This is a genomic window from Streptomyces sp. NPDC002309 (assembly GCF_053593375.1).
Map to the genome: position 1 here is coordinate 20,558 of NZ_JBSFCI010000040.1, position 19,720 is coordinate 40,277.

At 69.4% G+C, this 19,720-nt stretch carries 18 protein-coding genes, 2 tRNA genes, 1 pseudogene and 1 riboswitch; of the genes and pseudogenes, 16 read left to right on the top strand and 5 right to left on the bottom strand.

The window, feature by feature from the left end; all coding sequences use genetic code 11:
* The first annotated feature begins 8 nt into the window (after positions 1–8).
* From ACWCPM_RS28075 to ACWCPM_RS28110, 8 genes are all read left to right on the top strand, one after another.
* Positions 9–1,058: a transglycosylase family protein gene (locus ACWCPM_RS28075; protein WP_450979047.1), complete on the top strand. Its 1,050-nt coding sequence runs from the start codon at positions 9–11 to the stop codon at positions 1,056–1,058.
* Between the two features lie 216 nt (positions 1,059–1,274).
* A riboswitch (cyclic di-AMP (ydaO/yuaA leader) is annotated at positions 1,275–1,454 on the top strand.
* Between the two features lie 3 nt (positions 1,455–1,457).
* Positions 1,458–2,141, top strand: a complete 684-nt coding sequence (locus ACWCPM_RS28080) for a transglycosylase family protein (protein ID WP_450979048.1) — start codon at positions 1,458–1,460, stop codon at positions 2,139–2,141.
* Positions 2,142–2,455: 314 nt separating this feature from the next.
* Positions 2,456–3,736 carry a phosphopyruvate hydratase gene (gene eno, locus ACWCPM_RS28085; protein WP_450979049.1) on the top strand — a complete coding sequence of 427 codons (1,281 nt, stop codon included), beginning with the start codon at positions 2,456–2,458 and terminating at the stop codon, positions 3,734–3,736.
* Positions 3,737–3,846: 110 nt separating this feature from the next.
* Positions 3,847–4,323, top strand: a complete 477-nt coding sequence (locus tag ACWCPM_RS28090) for an FtsB family cell division protein (protein ID WP_450979050.1) — start codon at positions 3,847–3,849, stop codon at positions 4,321–4,323.
* 40 nt (positions 4,324–4,363) lie between these two features.
* On the top strand, positions 4,364–4,897 hold the full coding sequence (locus ACWCPM_RS28095) for a DUF501 domain-containing protein (protein WP_450979051.1): 534 nt from the start codon (positions 4,364–4,366) through the stop codon (positions 4,895–4,897).
* Positions 4,894–5,850 carry a Ppx/GppA phosphatase family protein gene (locus tag ACWCPM_RS28100; protein ID WP_450979052.1) on the top strand — a complete coding sequence of 319 codons (957 nt, stop codon included), beginning with the start codon at positions 4,894–4,896 and terminating at the stop codon, positions 5,848–5,850. The genes ACWCPM_RS28095 and ACWCPM_RS28100 overlap by 4 nt, the downstream gene beginning before the upstream one ends.
* Before the next feature lie 659 nt (positions 5,851–6,509).
* A complete protein-coding gene (locus tag ACWCPM_RS28105; protein ID WP_450979053.1) occupies positions 6,510–7,892 on the top strand; it encodes an NAD(P)/FAD-dependent oxidoreductase in 1,383 nt (460 codons plus the stop codon).
* Between the two features lie 182 nt (positions 7,893–8,074).
* Positions 8,075–9,370 (top strand): class I SAM-dependent methyltransferase, encoded by a 1,296-nt coding sequence (locus ACWCPM_RS28110; RefSeq protein WP_450979054.1) that lies wholly within the window; start codon positions 8,075–8,077, stop codon positions 9,368–9,370.
* A 57-nt stretch (positions 9,371–9,427) separates the two neighbouring features.
* Here the strand turns inward: ACWCPM_RS28110 and ACWCPM_RS28115 are convergent, their stop codons facing one another.
* Together ACWCPM_RS28115 and ACWCPM_RS28120 are read right to left on the bottom strand one after the other, a co-directional pair.
* Positions 9,428–11,956, bottom strand: a complete 2,529-nt coding sequence (locus tag ACWCPM_RS28115) for an ABC transporter permease (RefSeq protein ID WP_450979055.1) — start codon at positions 11,954–11,956, stop codon at positions 9,428–9,430.
* A 37-nt stretch (positions 11,957–11,993) separates the two neighbouring features.
* Complete coding sequence (locus tag ACWCPM_RS28120) at positions 11,994–12,848, bottom strand: ABC transporter ATP-binding protein (protein WP_450979056.1); 855 nt, start codon at positions 12,846–12,848, stop codon at positions 11,994–11,996.
* Positions 12,849–13,204: 356 nt separating this feature from the next.
* Here ACWCPM_RS28120 and ACWCPM_RS28125 point away from each other — a divergent pair.
* The 4 genes and pseudogenes from ACWCPM_RS28125 to ACWCPM_RS28140 all read left to right on the top strand — a co-directional run.
* Positions 13,205–13,290, top strand: a tRNA-Leu gene (locus tag ACWCPM_RS28125).
* A 101-nt stretch (positions 13,291–13,391) separates the two neighbouring features.
* On the top strand, positions 13,392–13,886 hold the full coding sequence (locus tag ACWCPM_RS28130; RefSeq protein ID WP_450979057.1) for a hypothetical protein: 495 nt from the start codon (positions 13,392–13,394) through the stop codon (positions 13,884–13,886).
* A 179-nt stretch (positions 13,887–14,065) separates the two neighbouring features.
* A complete protein-coding gene (locus tag ACWCPM_RS28135) occupies positions 14,066–14,419 on the top strand; it encodes a hypothetical protein (RefSeq protein ID WP_450979058.1) in 354 nt (117 codons plus the stop codon).
* Positions 14,420–14,481: 62 nt separating this feature from the next.
* Positions 14,482–14,640: pseudogene (locus ACWCPM_RS28140) on the top strand (IS5/IS1182 family transposase); the annotation flags it as partial.
* Between the two features lie 65 nt (positions 14,641–14,705).
* On the opposite strand, the gene ACWCPM_RS28145 reads toward ACWCPM_RS28140, so the two are convergent.
* Together ACWCPM_RS28145 and ACWCPM_RS28150 are read right to left on the bottom strand one after the other, a co-directional pair.
* Positions 14,706–15,119, bottom strand: coding sequence for a hypothetical protein (locus tag ACWCPM_RS28145; RefSeq protein WP_450979085.1), 414 nt, complete (start codon positions 15,117–15,119; stop codon positions 14,706–14,708).
* Positions 15,120–15,314: 195 nt separating this feature from the next.
* A complete protein-coding gene (locus ACWCPM_RS28150) occupies positions 15,315–15,932 on the bottom strand; it encodes a hypothetical protein (protein WP_450979059.1) in 618 nt (205 codons plus the stop codon).
* A gap of 488 nt (positions 15,933–16,420) precedes the next feature.
* Between ACWCPM_RS28150 and ACWCPM_RS28155 the strand changes: the two genes are divergently transcribed.
* The 3 genes from ACWCPM_RS28155 (at position 16,421) to ACWCPM_RS28165 (ending at position 17,886) form a co-directional block, all read left to right on the top strand.
* Positions 16,421–16,497 (top strand) — tRNA-Leu (locus ACWCPM_RS28155).
* Between the two features lie 74 nt (positions 16,498–16,571).
* Positions 16,572–16,787: a hypothetical protein gene (locus ACWCPM_RS28160; RefSeq protein WP_450979060.1), complete on the top strand. Its 216-nt coding sequence runs from the start codon at positions 16,572–16,574 to the stop codon at positions 16,785–16,787.
* A gap of 169 nt (positions 16,788–16,956) precedes the next feature.
* The gene (locus ACWCPM_RS28165; protein ID WP_450979081.1) at positions 16,957–17,886 is read left to right on the top strand and encodes an NAD(P)H-dependent glycerol-3-phosphate dehydrogenase; all 930 of its coding nucleotides are present in this window, start codon (positions 16,957–16,959) and stop codon (positions 17,884–17,886) included.
* A 20-nt stretch (positions 17,887–17,906) separates the two neighbouring features.
* On the opposite strand, the gene ACWCPM_RS28170 is transcribed toward ACWCPM_RS28165, so the two are convergent.
* On the bottom strand, positions 17,907–18,326 hold the full coding sequence (locus tag ACWCPM_RS28170; RefSeq protein ID WP_450979061.1) for a hypothetical protein: 420 nt from the start codon (positions 18,324–18,326) through the stop codon (positions 17,907–17,909).
* Between the two features lie 560 nt (positions 18,327–18,886).
* Between ACWCPM_RS28170 and ACWCPM_RS28175 the strand changes: the two genes are divergently transcribed.
* Positions 18,887–19,720: hypothetical protein (locus tag ACWCPM_RS28175; RefSeq protein ID WP_450979062.1), on the top strand; the 834-nt coding region annotated here is incomplete at its 3' end.

Here is a 19,720-nt window from a genome sequence, read left to right on the forward strand (position 1 = left end):
GTCCCCGCATGCTCTCCGGGAACGGTCGTCACCGTCGCCCCCGTCAGGCGCCCGCACTCGTCGTCGCGGCCGGCGTGACCGGCTCCGCCATCGCCCTCCCCCTCCTCGCCGCCACCGGCGCGAGCGCGGCGAGCGGGACGACCTGGGACCGTGTCGCCGAGTGCGAGACCGGCGGCTCCTGGAGCGCCGACACGGGCAACGGCTCCTACGGCGGACTGCAACTCTCCCAGCGGGACTGGGAGGAGCACGGCGGGCTCACCTACGCCGCGAGCGCGGACCAGGCCAGCCGCTCGCAGCAGATCGCCGTCGCCGAGAAGGTCCTCGCGGACCAGGGCGTCGGCGCGTGGGCCACCTGCGGCCCGCGGGTGGGGCTGGACGCCGACTCCGAGTCGGCCACGGTCGACACGGGTGTGGCCGGTGACAAGTCCAGCACGCCGTCCCATCTGATATCTGGCGATTCAGGCGGTCTGTCCAACTCGCTTGGATTGTCCCACTCGTCCAGTGGTGCCCGTTCCGGTGGTTCTCAGGGCGCCGACGCATCCATGGACTCCGCCGGCTCGAAGAACTCCGCGAAGCCGAAAAAATTCGGCGAATCCACCCCGTCCGGTGGTGCCGGCTCCCCGGGTGCCGACGGCTCGGCATCGCCCGGCCCGGGCGAGTCCTCCGGTTTCGGCGAATCCCCCGAATCGGGCGAATCGCCCCTGAGTTCCTCGCCCTCCGGTGTGCCCTCGAGCACTCCGAGCGCATCGGACCTCACCGGCACGGGCCTTCTCGGCGGCGGCAAGCACCGGGGAGGCAGTGCGGACGAGGACGGTGAGCGCGCCGGCGGTTCCTCCGGGCGCCACGCCTCGCGGGACGGCGCCACGTCCCGAGCGGGCGCCGACGGCGCGTACCGGGTCCAGGACGGCGACACCCTCTGGGGCATCGCCGACTCCCTTGGCGTGCAGGGCGGATGGGCCGCGCTGTACGTCGTCAACCAGGACGCCCTCGGCGGCGACCCCGACCACATCGTCCCCGGTCAGTCGCTGGACGTCGGCGCGGAGTCGGCCGGCAAGTAGGGGAGAGCGGGGACGGGAAACGGCCTGGGGGCAGCGGGAGTTCACGTCACACTTCGAGTCGAATGTCCGATTTGGTGAAAGTGTGGGATGAGTCTCAGAAGCCCTGATCGTCTTTGAAATTCGGCCGATCGCCTGTCTACGGTCATGACCGCTCGTCACCACGAGCCCCGGCTGCCGCAACGCCGAGTCCTGCCAGCGGCCACCCGGGAACAGTCGTCGCGTCAAGCGCCGCAGGCAGGAGCGGGGGACCCAAGGTAAGTGCCGTGTCCGGCAGTTGAGGAGACTCAGCGCCGGGACCGGCTCGGGGTGAAGCCGCACCTCCCAGTGAGGTGCGGCCGGGCAACTCAACCGGCCCGAACCCGACAGCTCACCTCGCAGGCGTCGGTGAGGGGATCAACCATGCTGTTTTCCAGCAAGGGCAAGCATCGCGGTGCGTCCAGGACCGTTCGCGCCATCGCCGCCGTCGGTGTCACCGGCGCCGCCGCAGTCGCCGCCCCGCTGATCGCGGCCGGCAGCGCCTCCGCCGCCACGGCCTCCGAGTGGGACGCCGTCGCCCAGTGCGAGTCCGGTGGCAACTGGTCCATCAACACCGGCAACGGCTACCACGGCGGTCTGCAGTTCTCCGCCTCGACCTGGGCCGCGTACGGCGGCACGCAGTTCGCGGGCACGGCCGACCAGGCCTCGAAGGAGCAGCAGATCCAGATCGCCGAGAAGGTGCTCGCCGGTCAGGGCAAGGGTGCCTGGCCGCACTGCGGCACCGGCCTGTCGAACGCCGCCTACACCGGTGGCGGCTCCGCGGCCGGCGATTCGCAGAGCGACGGCACCGAGACGCGCGCCACCGAGGAGCAGCCGGCCTCGCGGTCCGCGGAGCGTCCGGCCGTCGAGGAGACGGTCACCACGCCGACCGGCGACAAGGTGAAGAAGGGTGACGGCGAGTACGAGGTCGTCGAGGGCGACACCCTCAGCACCATCGCCGCCCAGCACGACGTCAAGGGCGGCTGGGAGAAGCTCTTCCGGCTGAACAAGGACGTCGTCGAGAACGCCGACCTCATCTTCCCGGGTCAGCAGCTGCACCTGAAGTAGGACGGCGCCCCCGCTGCTCCGACTCGCGCGGCCTCCCTTCAGGAGGCCCCTGAGGCTCCCGTGAGGGTCACCCCCCGTCCCCACGGGCTCCCCGCCCCGGTGCGTCATCCCCCCGTACGCACCGGGGCGGGGCTTTTCGCGTCCCGCTCGCCCCGCGGCGCACCCCCGTCTTTGTTTCGTTCGGAAACAATTTACTCTCGGTTCCGTCCATCAGAGGGGTGACCGGCTGGCCGATCGCACGGAGCCGGTTAGGCTCGTCTCGCAGAGCCGCCGCGGTCCTGCTCCATCGCGTCACATCCACGAAGGAGATGCTCGTGCCGTCCATCGACGTCGTCGTAGCCCGGGAAATCCTGGACTCCCGAGGCAACCCCACGGTCGAGGTCGAGGTCGGCCTCGACGACGGCAGCACGGGTCGTGCCGCCGTTCCGTCCGGCGCTTCCACCGGCGCCTTCGAGGCCATCGAACTCCGCGACGGCGACCCCAACCGCTACCTCGGCAAGGGCGTCGAGAAGGCCGTCCTGGCCGTCATCGAGCAGATCGGCCCGGAGCTCGTCGGCTACGACGCCACCGAGCAGCGCCTGATCGACCAGGCGATGTTCGACCTGGACGCCACCGACAACAAGGGCTCCCTCGGCGCCAACGCCATCCTCGGCGTCTCGCTCGCCGTCGCCCACGCCGCCTCCGAGGCCAGCGACCTGCCGCTGTTCCGCTACCTGGGCGGCCCCAACGCGCACCTGCTGCCGGTGCCGATGATGAACATCCTGAACGGCGGCTCGCACGCCGACTCCAACGTGGACATCCAGGAGTTCATGATCGCCCCGATCGGCGCGGAGTCCTTCTCCGAGGCCCTGCGCTGGGGCACCGAGGTCTACCACACCCTCAAGAAGGTGCTGAAGGGCAAGGGCCTGTCCACCGGCCTCGGCGACGAGGGCGGCTTCGCCCCGAACCTCGGCTCCAACCGTGAGGCCCTCGACCTCATCCTGGAGGCGATCAAGGAGGCCGGCTACACCCCCGGCGAGCAGATCGCCCTGGCCCTCGACGTGGCCGCGTCCGAGTTCTACAAGGACGGCGTCTACACCTTCGAGGGCAAGGACCGCACGGCCGCCGAGATGACCGAGTACTACGCGGAGCTCGTCGCCGCGTACCCGCTCGTCTCCATCGAGGACCCGCTGTTCGAGGACGACTGGGAGGGCTGGAAGACCATCACCGACAAGCTCGGCGACAAGGTCCAGCTCGTCGGCGACGACCTGTTCGTCACCAACCCGGAGCGCCTGGCCCGCGGCATCGAGGAGGGCGCCGCCAACGCCCTGCTCGTCAAGGTCAACCAGATCGGCTCCCTGACCGAGACCCTGGACGCCGTCGAGCTGGCCCAGCGCAGCGGCTTCAAGTGCATGATGTCGCACCGCTCCGGTGAGACCGAGGACGTCACCATCGCCGACCTCGCCGTCGCCACCAACTGCGGCCAGATCAAGACCGGCGCCCCGGCCCGCTCCGAGCGCGTCGCCAAGTACAACCAGCTGCTGCGCATCGAGGAGATCCTCGACGACGCCGCGGTGTACGCCGGCCGCAGCGCCTTCCCCCGCTTCAAGGGCTGAGTGAAGCCCCTGTAGGAAGCGTCGTACGTACGTCCCCGCACCCGGTCCCGTACCGTGTGCGGGGACGTACGCGCGTGTGCAGCACGCAGACATGGGGAGGCGGGAGCCAGATGGCTGTGAAGGAACGGGACCGTTTCTCCACCGCGACCAGGCTCAGGCTGCTCGGGGAGCAGACCGCGGCCCGTGTCTACCGCTCCCAGACCCGCCGCCAGGCCCGGCGCTCCCGGCTGACCGGCCGCGCGGCGCTGCTCGCCCTCGTCGTCTGCTCCCTGGTCGTCGCGCTCGCCTATCCGATAAGGCAGTACGTCGCCCAGCGCGCCGAGATCGCCGACCTGCGGGAGCAGAAGCGGCAGGCCGAGGCGCGGGTCGAGGAACTGCGCGACCTCAAGGCCCGCTGGCAGGACGACGCGTACGCGGAGCAGCAGATCCGCCGGCGGCTGCACCACGTGATGCCGGGCGAGACGGGCTACGTCGTGATCGACCCGGACGCGGCCCGGCAGTCCCGCACCGACCAGGGCTCGGCCGACCGCCCCTGGTACGCGAACGTCTGGGACGGGGTCGACAAGTCGGACGCCGCCCACCGATGAGCCGGACGCCCGCGCCCGGTGAACGTACAGAGAGACAGGTATGGAAACGCCCCCGCCGCCCACCCCGCGCACCGAGCCCACCGACGCCGACGTGGAGGCCTTCAAGCAGCAGCTCGGGCGGCCACCGCGCGGACTGCGCGCGATCGCGCACCGGTGCCCGTGCGGTCAGCCGGACGTCGTGGAGACGGCCCCCCGGCTGCCCGACGGCACGCCCTTCCCCACGCTGTACTACCTGACGTGTCCGCGGGCCTCGTCGGCCATCGGCACTCTGGAGGCCGAGGGCGTGATGAAGGAGATGACGGCCCGGCTGGAGACCGACCCGGAGCTGGCCGCCGCGTACCGCGCCGCCCACGAGGACTATGTCCGGCGCCGGGACGAGATCGAGGTACTGAAGGACTTCCCGAGCGCAGGCGGCATGCCGGACCGGGTGAAGTGCCTGCATGTGCTCGTCGCGCACAGTCTGGCCGCGGGGCCGGGCGTCAACCCGCTGGGTGACGAGGCGCTGGCGATGCTGCCGGAGTGGTGGCGCAAGGGCGCGTGCGTGACCTCGGCCAACGAGGAGGACGGCACGTGACGCGCGTCGCCGCCGTCGACTGCGGTACGAACTCCATCCGGCTCCTCGTCGCCGACGTGGATCCGGCCACCGGCGAACTGGCCGAACTGGACCGCCGGATGACCATCGTGCGGCTCGGTCAGGGCGTCGACCGCACCGGGCGGCTGGCCCCCGAGGCGCTGGAGCGGACCTTCGCGGCCTGCCGTGACTACGCCGGGATCATCAAGGAGCACGGGGCCGAGCGGGTCCGTTTCGTCGCCACCTCCGCCTCCCGGGACGCGGAGAACCGGGACGAGTTCGTGCGCGGTGTGGTGGACATCCTCGGCGTCGAGCCCGAGGTCGTCACCGGGGACCAGGAGGCCGAGTTCTCCTTCGTCGGCGCGACCAGGGAACTGGCGGGGCGCGCGGAGGTGCACCGGCCCTACCTCGTGGTGGACATCGGCGGCGGCTCGACCGAGTTCGTCGTCGGCGAGGACCACGTCCGCGCGGCCCGCTCGGTCGACGTGGGCTGCGTCCGGATGACCGAGCGCCATCTGGTCATGGGCGGTGCGGTGTCCGACCCGCCGTCCGAGGAGCAGATCGCGGCGATGCGGGCGGACATCGAGGCCGCCCTCGACCTGGCCGAGGAGACGGTGCCGCTGCGCGAGGCCAGGACGCTGGTGGGGCTCGCGGGCTCGGTCACCACGGTCTCGGCGATCGCCCAGGACCTGCCCGAGTACGACTCGGCCCGCATCCACCACTCCAGGATCGGCCGGGACCGGGTCCGCGAGATCACCGAGTGGCTGCTGCACTCCACCCACGCCGAGCGCGCGGCCGTCGCCTCGATGCATCCCGGGCGGGTCGACGTGATCGCCGCGGGAGCCCTGGTGCTGCTTTCGATCATGGACCGGATCGGCGCCGACGAGGTGGTCGTCAGCGAGCACGACATCCTCGACGGCATCGCCTTCCACGCGGCGGGCGACCTGCCGGCGTAGCGCGAGCACGGCACGGGACGGCCCCGGTCCCTCGTGGGTGAGGTACCGGGGCCGTTCGCGCGGCCCGCGCGGGCCGTCCGTCAGTTGCACAGGAGCACGATGACTCCGGTGCACTCCTCGTCACCGCCACCGCCACCGCCGTGGCGGTGCTGCGCCGGGGCCGAGTGGACGGCCGCGGCCTTCGCGGCCACCCCGGCCGGGTGACGGGCGGCGCGCCACCCGTCGGTGGTCGTCGACCGGGCAGGTCGAGCGGTGTATGAGCGCCCCGGAAGAGGGTCCGCGACCCCGTCGCCGTCACCTTCGGGGGGCCCGCCCGGGAAAGTTCGTGAAGTTCTTCACAAGGAATTCGGCCCGGTGGGAGCGCGAAGGGGGGAAGGTTGGCCCTTCCGAGGGGTGAGCAGGGTCTTGAACATGTTCAGTCGGGCCGTGTATGGAGGGGCGCGAAGGCCCGGCGCGCGGGGGTTCCCCGGGCTTCCGTGAGGGTGCCGAAGGGGCAGAGGGGCAGCTCACGCGGCATTGACAACGGGTGTAACGGACCCCGGGTCCCGATCGTGACCATGATCTGGCTCACGTGGGCCGGGGAGTGTAGCACAGGGCCTGGAAATGCTTGTGAAGGGGCGCACGAGCTCCCCCTCGGAGGTGGGTGGATACTCGATGGCATGAGCACCACGGAGCGTCCCAGGATCCTCGTAGTAGGCGGTGGGTACGTAGGCCTGTACGCAGCTCGGCGCATTCTCAAGAAGATGCGCTACGGCGAGGCGACCGTCACGGTCGTCGACCCCCGGTCGTACATGACCTACCAGCCCTTCCTCCCCGAAACCGCCGCCGGCAGCATCTCCCCGCGCCACGTCGTCGTCCCGCTGCGACGCGTGCTGCCCAAGGCGGAGATCCTCACCGGCCGGGTCACCACCATCGACCAGGACCGCAAGGTCGCCGCGATCGCGCCGCTGGTCGGCGAGGCGTACGAGCTGCCCTTCGACTACCTGGTCGTCGCGCTCGGCGCGGTCTCCCGCACCTTCCCGATCCCCGGCCTCGCCGAGCAGGGCATCGGCATGAAGGGCGTCGAGGAGGCCATCGGCCTGCGCAACCACGTCCTGGAGCAGCTCGACAAGGCCGACTCCACCACCGACGAGGAGATCCGCCGCAAGGCGCTCACCTTCGTCTTCGTCGGCGGCGGCTTCGCCGGCGCGGAGACCATCGGTGAGGTCGAGGACATGGCCCGGGACGCGACCAAGTACTACAGCACCGTGTCCCGCGAGGACATGCGCTTCGTCCTCGTCGACGCCGCCGACAAGATCCTTCCCGAGGTCGGCCCCAAGCTCGGCCTGTACGGCAAGGAGCACCTGGAGAGCCGTGGCGTGGAGGTCTACCTCTCGACGTCCATGGACTCCTGCGTCGACGGCCACGTGGTGCTGAAGAACGGCCTCGAGGTCGACGCCAACACGATCGTCTGGACGGCGGGTGTCAAGCCCAACCCGGCCCTGGCCCGCTACGGCCTCCCGCTCGGGCCCCGCGGTCACGTCGACTGCGGGCCCACGCTGCAGGTCACGGGCACCGACTACATCTGGGCCGCGGGCGACAACGCCCAGGTGCCCGACCTCGCCGCCCGCAAGGCCGGCGTGGAGAACGCCTGGTGCCCGCCGAACGCCCAGCACGCGCTGCGCCAGGCCAAGGTCCTCGGCGACAACGTGGTCTCCGGCCTGCGGGGCTTCCCGCAGAAGGAGTACAGCCACGCCAACAAGGGCGCGGTGGCGGGCCTCGGCCTGCACAAGGGCGTGGCCATGATCGTCATGGGCAAGATGAAGATCAAGGTCAAGGGCCGTCTCGCCTGGTACATGCACCGTGGCTACCACGGCATGGCGATGCCGACCTGGAACCGCAAGATCCGCGTCATCGCCGACTGGACGCTCGGCATGTTCCTCAAGCGCGAGGTCGTCGCCCTCGGCGCGTTGGAGTCCCCGCGCGAGGAGTTCTACGAGGCCGCGAAGCCCGCTCCGGTCGCCGCGGCCCCCAAGACCGGGGAAAAGGCCAAGGCTTCCTGACGCCCACCCCCGGCTGAACGCCTGAAGGACCCCCTGCCATCCGTGGTGCAGGGGGTCCTTCGGCGTTCCCGTCCGATACGGCCGGGGGAGGGTTTGCCCAGACATGACGCGAACAGGGGACTGCGTGCCGGGCGCGCAGGTGTTTACGTGGTGTCGGGATCACCGTCACGGAGGTGTGCGCCATGACTGACGCCGCGTCGCGGCTGGAGGGGCTGCTCGAGCAGGTGGTGGGAACTCCGCTCCCGGTGCGTGTCCGCGCCTGGGACGGTTCGCAGGCGGGTCCGCCGGGCGCGCCGGTCGTCGTCGTACGCAACCGGCGTGCCCTGCGCCGGCTGCTGTGGAAGCCCGGCGAGCTGGGCCTGGCCCGCGCCTGGGTGGCCGGCGACCTGGAGGTCGAGGGCGACCTCTACACGGCCCTCGGTCTGATCTCCGGACTGATCTGGGACCGCGGCGAGGACGCCCGCGGACTCACCGAAGCGCTGCGCGACCCCGAGGTGCGCGCCGGGGTCCGCGGTCTGGTGCGGCTCGCCGGACCCGGGCTGCCGCCCGCCCCGCCCGGCGAGGAGGTGCGCAGACCCCGCCGGAACCTGCACACCCGCCGCAGCGACAAACGCGCCGTCAGCCACCACTACGACGTCGGCAACGACTTCTACGAACTCGTCCTCGGCCCGTCCATGGTGTACTCCTGCGCCTACTGGCCCACCCCGGACAGCACCCTGGAGACCGCCCAGCACGACAAACTCGAGATCGTCTGCCGCAAACTCGCCCTGACCCCCGGTCGGCGCCTCCTCGACGTCGGTTGCGGCTGGGGATCCATGGCCATCCACGCGGCCCGGGAGCACGGCGTGGGCGTCGTGGGCGTCACGCTCTCCCAGGAGCAGGCCGCGTACGCCCGTAAACGCGTCGCGGACGCCGGTCTGACCGACCGGGTGGAGATCCGGGTGCAGGACTACCGTGACGTCACCGACGGGCCGTACGACGCGATCTCGTCCATCGGGATGGCCGAGCACGTGGGCGCCGAACGCTACCTCGAGTACGCCGAGGACCTGCACGCGCTGCTGCGCCCGGGCGGCCGGCTGCTCAACCACCAGATCGCCCGCCGGCCGCGGCGGGACGAGTCGGCCTACCAGGCCGACGACTTCATCGACGCCTACGTCTTCCCCGACGGTGAACTCGCCCCCGTCGGCACCACCGTCACCCAGCTGGAGCGTGCCGGCTTCGAGGTGCGCGACGTGGAGTCGATCCGCGAGCACTACGCCCTCACGCTGCGCCGCTGGGTCGAGAACCTGGAGGCCGGCTGGGCCGAGGCGGTCCGGTTGGCCGGTCCCGGCAGGTCCCGCGTCTGGCAGCTGTACATGGCCGCCTCCGCGCTGGCCTTCGAGCGCAACCGCATCGGCGTCAACCAGGTCCTGGCGGTGCGGACCCCCGACTCCGGCGCCTCCGGGGTGCCGCTGCGCGCCCGCAGCTGGAACACCTGAACGACCGAGGGCCCCGCCTCCCGGAGGAGGCGGGGCCCTGACGTCGTACGTGCCCGGTCACTCCGACTTGATCGCCGCGAGCATGTTCAGGCGTGCCGCCCGGCGGGCCGGCCACAGGGCCGCGAGCACGCCCACGGTCGCGGCCAGCAGCAGGAAGACGGCCATCCGGGCCCACGGCAGCACCAGTTCGTACGTCGCCATCCGCGAACCCAGCAGCTCACCGGCCGCCCAGCCGAAGAACACGCCGAGGCCGATGCCGAGCACTCCGCCGAACAGGGAGATCACCAGGGACTCCAGGCGCACCATCCGCTTGATGCCCCGGCGGTCCAGCCCGATCGCGCGCAGCATGCCGATCTCCTGGGAGCGCTCGAAGACGGACATCGCCAGGGTGTTGACCACCCCGAGGACCGCCACGATCACCGCCATGGCCAGCAGGCCGTACAGCATGTTCAGCATCAGCGTGAACATCTGCGCGATCTCGTTCGAGAGGTCCTGCTTGTCCTGCACCTTGATCGCCGGGTTGTCGCCGAGGGCCTTCTCCAGCTTGTCCGCGACGGCGTCCGAGGGACCGCCGGAGGTCTTGACCATGACCGTCATGTCGGCCGCGTCCCGCTGGTGCGGGGCGAGCGTCGCGGTGTCGAGCATGATGCCGCGGATCATCTCGTTGCCCTCGTAGACCCCGGCCACCGTCAGCCGCTGCTTCCCGCCGTCCTCGTAGGCGACGGTGAAGACGGAGCCCGCCTTCCAGCCGTACGACGCGGCGGTCTCGTCGTCGACGGTGACGTCCGTGCCGCCGACCGTGAACGAGCCCTGCTCGACCAACAGGTCGGTCAGGTCGCCGAAGGTGGCGCCGGTGACGCCGGTCAGGAACTCGGTCTCGCCGTCGATGCGCGAGACGGCGTTGCGCATCGGGCTGGTGGCGGTGACGCCGTCCACCCGCTCCAGCTTCCCGGCGACGTCCGGCGACAGCGCGTTGCCGTTCGCCATGGACACCACGTAGTCGGCCTTGATCGCGTCCGAGGCCATCTTGTCGATCGACTTCTGCAGGCTGCCCGCCATCACCGTCATACCGGTGATCAGGGTGAGGCCGATCATCAGCGCCGAGGCGGTGGCGGCGGTACGGCGCGGATTGCGCACCGAGTTCTGCCGGGCGAGCTTGCCGGAGACGCCGAACACGCGCAGCACCGGCGCCGCGGCGGCGATCAGCGGGCGGGACAGCAGCGGCGTCAGGATGAACACGCCGATGATCAGCAGTACCGCGCCGAATCCCATCGGGGCCTGTCCGTCCGAGCCCTCCATCGTCGTCGCGGTGAGGACCACCGTGACGCCGGCCCCCGAGAACAGCGCGCCCAGCGTGTTGCGCAGCACCAGCGACCGGGTCGTCACCTTCGCGTGCAGGCTGCCCATCGCCGCCACCGGCGGGATCTTCGCCGCGCGCCGGCCCGGCAGCCACGCCGCCAGCATGGTGACCAGGACGCCGACCGCGAGGGCCGTGCCCACCGTGCCCGGCGTGACCACCAGCGGGCCGTCCGGCACGGGCGCGTCGAGGCTGCCCATCAGGGAGCGCAGCCCGGCGCCGATCCCGATGCCGGCGACCAGTCCGACCACGGCGGCGACCGTGCCGACCACGAACGCCTCGATCAGCACCGACCGGGTGACCTGCCTGCGCGAGGCGCCGACCGCCCGCAGCAGTGCCAGCTCCTTGGTGCGCTGGGCGACCAGCATGGTGAAGGTGTTGGCGATGATGAAGGTGCCGACGAAGAGCGCGATACCGGCGAACACCAGCAGGCCCTGCTTCAGCCCGCTCATCGAGGAGGCGATCATCTCCGCCTGGTCGTCGGCGAGCCGCTGCCCGGTGGTGGTCTCCACGGCGCCCTCGGGCAGCGCCTTGTCCAGCTGGGCCTTGAGCGCGGCCTGGCTGACGCCCGCCTTCGCCTTGACGTCGATCTCGTCATAGGTGCCGACCTTGCCGAACAGCTTCTGCGCGGTCGCCGTGTCGAACAGGGCGAGGCTGCCACCGGCCGCGACGTTGCCGTCGTCGGTGGTGAAGACGCCGCTGACGGTGGGGGCCAGGACCGGCCCGTCGACCGACAGCCGCACGGTGTCGCCGACCTTGTAGCCGGTGCGCTCGGCGGTCGCGGAATCGAGGGCGATCTCGCCCCCGCCCTTCGGGGCCCGGCCGTCGACCAGCGGATACCGGGGGTCCTCGGAGCCCGAGTAGTTGCCGCCCTGCGTGCCGAAGCCGTCGCCGATCAGCTTGCCGTCCTTGCCGGCGATGGCGGTGAATCCCTGTACGACGCCGACCGCGGACGCCGCGCCGGGCACCTCGGCGCTCCTGTCGAGCAGGGCGTCGGTGAGCTCGTGCTGCTTGCCGACCCGGTCGCCCTCGGCTTCCTGGAACCCCGGGGTGACGGCGACGTCGACCTGGTCGAAGCCCTTGGCGGACTTGCTCTGGTAGGCCTCGGAGAGGGTGTTGGTGAAGACCAGCGTCCCCGAGACGAACGCCACGCCGAGCATCACGGCGAGGACGGTCATCAGGAGCCGGGCCTTGTGCGCGAGTACGTTGCGCAAGGCGGTGCGGAACATGGGAAGTCTCAGTCCTGATTCGGTGGGTGAGGAGGCGTCAGCTCGTGCGGCCCTTGGCGCCGGACTCGGGGGCCTGGGCCGTCCCCCCGGAAAGACGCAGCATGCGGTCGAGGACCGAGTCCGCGGTCGGCCCGTGCACCTCGTCCACGATGCGTCCGTCGGCGAGGAAGACGACGCGGTCGGCGTAGGCCGCGGCGACGGGGTCGTGCGTCACCATGACCACCGTCTGGCCCAGCTCGCGCACGGAGTTGCGCAGGAAGCCCAGCACCTCCGCGCCGGAGCGGGAGTCGAGGTTCCCGGTGGGCTCGTCTCCGAAGATGATCTCGGGACGGGAGGCCAGGGCGCGGGCGACGGCGACACGCTGCTGCTGGCCGCCGGAGAGCTGCGAGGGGCGATGGGCGAGCCGGTCGGCCAGGCCGACCATCCGGATCACGGTGTCCAGCCACTGCCTGTCCGGCTTGCGCCCCGCGATGTCCATCGGGAGCGTGATGTTCTCCAGGGCGGTCAGCGTCGGCAGCAGGTTGAACGCCTGGAAGATGAAGCCGATCTTGTCGCGGCGCAGCCTGGTCAGCTGCTTGTCCTTCAGGGAACCCAGCTCGGTGTCGCCGATGCGCACCGAACCGGAGGAGAAGGTGTCCAGACCGGCGACGCAGTGCATCAGGGTGGACTTGCCGGAGCCGGAGGGACCCATGATCGCGGTGAACTCGGCCTGCCGGAACTCGACGGAGACCCGGTCCAGGGCGACCACCTGGGTCTCGCCCTGTCCGTAGATCTTCGACAGATCCGTGGCGCGCGCGGCCACGGCGGTGGTCCGGTCGGCGGCGACGGGTGTGGTGGTCACGGGGTGGCGCTCCTGAGGGGACGACGGGGTGGTTCTCGGGACGTGCTCCATCGTCGCGGCCGGACGGCGCCGTGTAGTCAGCCGCTGTTCCGGTTCCCGGGGCAGTCTCCGGTCGCACGGCGAGTGCCTGTCTCATACCTGGGGATGACGGCTGGGCCCTACGGGACCGGTCGAGCGGACCACCCGCCGGGAACGGGTGGAGCCCCCTGGTCCGGGCGGTGAAATTCCGTCATTCCGCATGCGCGGCCGAGACCCGCGCGCAAGGCTGTCGGCAGGTGCGGACTGCTTGTTCCGCGTGCTGATGCACCCTCAGACATCAATAAAATAAGACAACATGAGGCCGTCCCGTCGCTGTCAGGGGGACGCGTCCCGATAGGCTCAGGACCTCGAAGCGGTGCCCCTGGCCTGCCCGGATGGTGGAATGCAGACACGGCGAGCTTAAACCTCGCTGCCCCTCGCGGGCGTACCGGTTCAAGTCCGGTTCCGGGCACCACCATCTATATGGCGTCTGACCTGGCGAAACGGCCGATATCGGTGGTCACTCGTCCGTGTCGCTGACGCACGGCTGGCGCACGGCGCCCCTAGCTTGCCTCCATGGCGTACGTGAAAGCGATGGAGAACGCGGACGGTGAAGTCACCAGTTACCGCGTGCGCTGGCGAAAAGGCGGCGCGAGGGATGGCCTGGGCGAGTCCGAGCGGTTCGACGGCGATGAGGTCGGCCGTGAAGCGGCGGAGCTGTTCTGTGCAGCCGTCAACGATGCGGGGCAGGATTGGCCGCCTGGTTGGGTGAAGGGCAAGGGGATGATCGTTCCCGATGCCGCCGACGACTCGGAGTACCGGTTTGACCGGTACGCGGCCGAGTCGGTCAACCACCGCACCGGCGTGGAAGATCGCTACCGCGACGCGTGCCACGGAGAGCTGGCGCGCTACATCAACCCCACGTTCGGGAACTGCGATGTGCATGCTGGAAAGAATCAAGTGTTGCCTGGGTTCCGCGGATCGGCTACGGGCTACTTGCGAGCCGACGGACAGGACATCTACGAGGACGGAAGCGCCGGACGGAAAACTACTTCCCCGGGGATGGGATGAAACGCTGGCGACTCGATCGGGTGCTCGTCACACCCGCGCGCGCTGGTGAGCGTTCCGGCGTGGGACGCTGGCACGCGGGCAGGGGTGCGGAAACTGCGTAGCTGCCGGGTTCGTGGTGCCGGTATCGTCCGGTCTCCCGCCCCGCCGTACTGACGGCATACGTTCAGAGAGCAATGCAGATGACCAGCCAGCAAGCAACTACGACCCTGTGGCGCCCCACCGGCCCCAAGGAGCTGGATCTGGTTCGCGAGCTGAACTGGCGTGCCTGGCCGCCCCGACTGCCCGAGCAGCCGATCTTCTACCCGGTCCTCAACGAGGACTACGCGGTCAGGATCGCGCGGGACTGGAACGTGAAGCACGATGGCGCCGGCTTCGTCACTTGTTTCGAGGTCGAGTCGGAGTTCTTGAGCCGGTATCCCATCCAGCAGGCCGGCGGGCAGACGATCCTCGAGCTCTGGGTTCCGGCCGAGGAGTTGGACGACTTCAACGCCCACATTGTCGGCGAGATCCGGGTGGTCCACGAGTTCCGCTGAGACGGGAAGGCTTGCTGACGGACCTGCTGGTCACGGGTGCGATGATCTTGCTGTGGCTGGTCCGGATCATCGACCGCCTCGGGCCGATGCTCGCGCTCCAGCCTCGCAAGCGGTTCGCCAAAGACACCGTGCTCATCGTGGACGGCACCCTCGTCCCCACCCGCGATCACACCATCGCCGAGCGGTCGAAGAACTACCGGTACTCCACCAACCACAAGGTCGAAGACGAGGACCCCGCCCAGGGCAATTCCGTTCCAGTGGGCGGGGCCTCAAGAGCGGGTCTTCGTCAGCCGCAGGTGATACCGGTGATGACCACGTTCACGTCATTACCGATCTTGACCCACAAACTCCCAATGCCCTTGCGATCGAGCTGGGATTGGGTGACGCCGTTCTTCTTCCAGGACGTGATGCAACCCGTGTACGCGCGGAAGCCATCGATGTCCCAGTAGGTCTCGTCACCGTCGTGACCGTTGGCCACCTCGACGACGCGGCTGCAGCCGAGTGTGCTGCCGTAGATGAAAGGCTCGTTGTTCGGCCAGCATCCAGCCACCATGATCTGGTGGCCGCCGCTGCGGTTGTCGACATCACCGCAGAGGGGCTCCACGCAGAAGTCGGTCGCTGCTGCGGTCTGGGCCGGGATGAGCACGGCCGAAGCCGCGAGAACGAGTGTCGACAGAACACAAGACAGCCGCTTGCGCACAGACCCCCCAATTGTCACGTAGCGTCACGAGCATTGTGCAGAAACTAGCGAACTCGCGGACGCGCGGCAAGAGATCGAACAATCACGTGCATTCGCACCTGACCCACGCGCCTCCTGCCCGTGACCAGCCAGGACACCGTCCGGACACGGACACCGCGGACCGGAACGGACACCGTGGACATGTCAGGGTGTCCGTCATTCCTTCCGTGCTCCATGCGTGAACGGGCCTGTCGCAGGCGCTACGCGCTTGTCGACGACGGTCGCCTCGCCGGCTGCCGAGCCGTCCAAGCACAGCCGTCCGCCTTGGTCGCGCAGGTCGAGAAAGAACCGCGTGGTCGTACCGGACTGCTTGAGGTCGTGGATGCGCTCATCGATGTAGCCGAGGCCGTTCAGGATCGTCCTGACCTTGGTGGGGTTTGGATCCACCAGATCCCAGAGCGCCTGGGTTATGCGCAGTTCATGGTGGTGGCTCGCGCACCAGTCGCGAGCGTTCAACTCCACCTCTGGCCCCGCCGTGGGCGCGATCGGCTCGATCGCGTCGCTCGGCGGTGTCTCCCCGGACGGCAACCACTCCGCCGGACTGGTCGGCGGTGTCTCCCCGGACGGCAATGCCTGTGCCGGACCGGTTGGCGGCGCCTCTGGCGAAGCGCTCGAGGGACACTGCTGCGCGACCTTGCTCAGCATCTCTGTGAAGGCCGCGCTGGGCCGGGCCTCGGCGATGTCAGCGGGGCTGCTTTGCGGTCCGCCGGCGCCTGTCTTCTCGGTGCCGCAGGCGCCGAGCGCCAGTGCGGGGAGAGCTACCAAGGCGAGCATGGGCCGCAGGCGGCGCGGGGGCGGGTGGCCGTGCTGATCGGCGCAGGGGTTCGTCTCATGCGCCAAGTCTCCGAGCGAGCCTCCGCCTCCACTTGAGTAGGTGTGCTCAAGTGAGTATGGGTACTCGTTTGAACTTCGATGAGACATGACCAGCCTTCAGCGAGACGAGACAACCGGTGCTGTCGGTTCCCGTGAACATCGACTTCGCGCTGACGGGGCCGCCCTCGGCCGGGACGGGGCGTCCCGCCTTTCGGTTTTTTCGGTCACTTGTGTTGACTGATTTCACTCCTGCGTAAGGCTTGCACATGCGAGAGGCTATGGCAGTCGGGGTCCACCGCGACCCGAATGAAGTTCGCAGTGCACACCAGGGGTTCGCGATCGGATTCCAGAGATGCTCACGACGGACCAGCCGACGACGCTACGGTGAGTAAAATCTGATTGACTGTCATCTCGTCGCAGTGATGTCGTTGTCCGCCCTCCAAGCCTCGGCCCGGGTGGCGCAACTGGCAGACGCAACCGCCTTAAACGCGGCTAAGTGTGGGTTCGAATCCCACTCCGGGCACCATCCTCTGGTCCGCCTCCTGGAGGCGGACCTTCGCGTTTGTAGCAGTCTGTGCGTTTTTCGTTCCCGGAGGAGTCGTGACCACCGACGCTGACCTTGGCGCTTTGCTCGCCCAGTTCCCGAAGCCGTCAATGCCCGACTCGATCGCCGAGATCGAGGGCGCCCGCCGCGCCGCCGAGTCCCGGCCGCCGCAGCGGACGGTCATCCCGGAACCGGAATTGCCGCCCCTGTGGCCGCACTCCGACGCCGGGTTGGTCCGCTTTCCCTGCACCCTCGGCTGCGGCTGGAAGTAGTGGGTGGACACGTCCGCGCTGGATGATGAGCCGCTCAGGCTGCCGCTCGGCACGAGCACGGAGAAGATCCGATCGGATCGTCAACGAGCGCGCAGGGCTGGGCAGGTGGGCCGACCGGCCTGCGGTGCTGGGGGAGATCCGCCGCATCCTCCAGCCCGGTGGCCGCGCCGTGATCACTCCAGCCGCTCCCGTTCGGTACAGCCGCCGTCATGGCCCGAGGGGGTGCCGGGCGACCGCCGACCCGGCCGGAGCCGCGAGCGGGGCGGACATCGTCGTCCTGGCGGTCTCCGCCCAGTACGCCCGCCCTCTGCTGGAGGCATGGAGGAGCCTGTGGACACCGCGCACGGTGTTCGTGTCGCTGATGAAGGGCGTCGAGCTCGGCACGAGCCGGCTGATGAGCGAGGTCATCGCGGAGACGACCGGCGCGTGGCCCGACCGGATCGCCGTGCTGTCGGGCCCGAACCTCGCCCGCGAGATCGTCCAGCGCAAACCCGCCGCGAGCGTCGTCGCCTGCGCCGACGAGATCACAGCCGCCCTCGTCCAAGCCGCCTGTCACACGCCGTTCTTCCGGCCGTACACGAACAGCGACGTCGTCGGCTGCGAACTCGGCGGCGCGGTCAAGAATGTCATCGCCTTGGCGGTCGGCGTCACCGACGGCATGGGGCTCGGTGACAACACGAAGGCGGCCCTGGTCACCCGAGGTCTCGCCGAAGTGACCCGGCTCGGCGTGGCGATGGGCGCCGACCCGCTGACCTTCGCGGGGCTGGCCGGCATGGGCGACCTGGTCGCCACCTGCTCGTCGACGCTCTCACGGAACTACTCCTTCGGCCACCGGCTGGGCCAGGGCCTGACAGTGAGCGAAGCGAAGAAGCTGACCACGCAGACCGCAGAGGGCGTCGCCTCCTGCAAGGCCGTCAGCGCGCTCGGGCAGCGTCACGCGGTCGAGTTGCCGATCACGGAGGCAGTGGTCGACATCATCCACAAGGGCCTCAACCCCAAGGACGTTGTCGATGCGCTGATGTCCCGCGCCACGAAGCGCGAGGGCCTTGCGCGTGAGGGCCAGTTCGAGGTGGGCGCCGTGTCTGGCGCGGGCGGCTGAGTCCGGGCAGACACGGCCCACTACGGACGAGCGGCTGCCGCTGAGATTCCGGCCTTCCGCAGCTTGCGGGCGAGGAGCTCCATCTCGGGAAGGGTTCCCGAGAACTCCCCGGTCAGCACGCGGCTCAGTGCAGTCCTGGCCTCGGCCAGGTCAAGGCCGAGTTCAGCCCGCAGCACTCGCATGATCGAGATGCTCTTCCCTTGTGGGGAAGTCACCTGCAACGTCGCCGCTCCGTGTTCGCAGAGCATCTGTTCCCGCAGGTCAGCCGGCAGTACGTGACCGCACACGACCACCGCGAACCCACAAGCTGAGCAGGCGGCCTCCACGTCCCACCGCAAGGATCCGCCCACCACGACCTGGACGCCGCAGCACTCCAGCCGGGCACCGCAGTCCTGGCACACCGCCGAGTACTTGATGGACTCCAACACTGCCTGCCCCATCCCCACCTCCAACAGGGCGAGGTTAAACGACAAGCTGAGAAGCGGTGCTTCATCGCTGAGTAGTAGGACGCCTACGTGTTTCCCACCGTGGGGCAACCGGCTCGGGGTGTACCCCATGCGGTGATTCGGCCCGAAGCGGGCGGCGTAAGCGCCCGCTTGAATGCCCCTGAGCGGTGCGGGTGCCCAGCTCGGTCAGCTGGGCGAGCGCGCGCCCTCACTCCTGACGGAGGCCGTATGGAACGAATGTGCGACCAGATGCGCACCACCCCGTCCGGCCGACCCCCGTCCCCTCCGCCGGGGAGCCGGGGGTCCGTTCGTTCCCGGGCCGACGCAGGGGCCGAAGTCACCTCCGCGGTTCCTCGCCGCTCAGCCCGCCGGGCGCGGACGGCCGCCGTTATCTCTCCTTTATGACGCTGTCAAGTCCCGAGTTTCCGGAACGTGACCTTGATGCGCGATTCCGGCCTACTTGAAGTGCGGGCCTCGCCGGGACCACCGGAAAAGAGCGAGGCGCCGGCAGGAAAAGCACGGAACTGAATTCCTCACCGCACAGGAGCAGAGAAATGACTCGTGACATCAGCACCCGCGAAAACGTCCGTCGCAAGCGCCGGATAATCATCGGTACGACGGTGGCGTCTGCCGTGGCGGTCGCCGGAGGCGTCCTCCTGCCGACCGCCACCGCGGCGGCGGCGCCGCTGCAGGAGACCTCGGCCACGACGCTGGTCGACGGCGACCACAAGGACAAGCACAAGAAGAAGAGCAAGAAGAAGGGCAAGGGCAAGGGCAAGAAGTACTGCTGGAAGAAGAAGAGCAAGCGCTCCTGGGACAAGAAGCGCGACCAGTGGTACTGCTGGGGCAAGTACAACCAGAAGTTCTACTGGGACGACCACTTCGAGGTCTACTACATCTGGAAGGGCCCTAAGCGGTACTACTGCTGGGAGACGCGGAACGACTACTACTACTGGGAGACCCACCGCGTCAGCTACAAGTACTGGGATGTCAAGAATCGTGACATCTGGAAGCCCGGAAAGCATGAGTGGCCCGAAAAGCCGGACCACCCGAAGCATCCGGACGAAGGAAAGCACGACGACAAGCACGACGACGACTGGAAGGACGACGACAAGCACGACGACGACTGGAAGGACGACGACAAGCACGACGACGACAAGCACGACGACGGGAAGGACGACGACGACAAGCACGACGACGGGAAGGACGACGACGGGAAGGACGACGACGACAAGCACGACGACGGGAAGGACGACGACGGGAAGGACGACGACGGGAAGGACGACGACGCCAAGGACGACGACGCCAAGGACGACGACGCCAAGGACGACGACGCCAAGGACGACGACGCCAAGGACGACGACGCCAAGGACGACGACGCCAAGGAC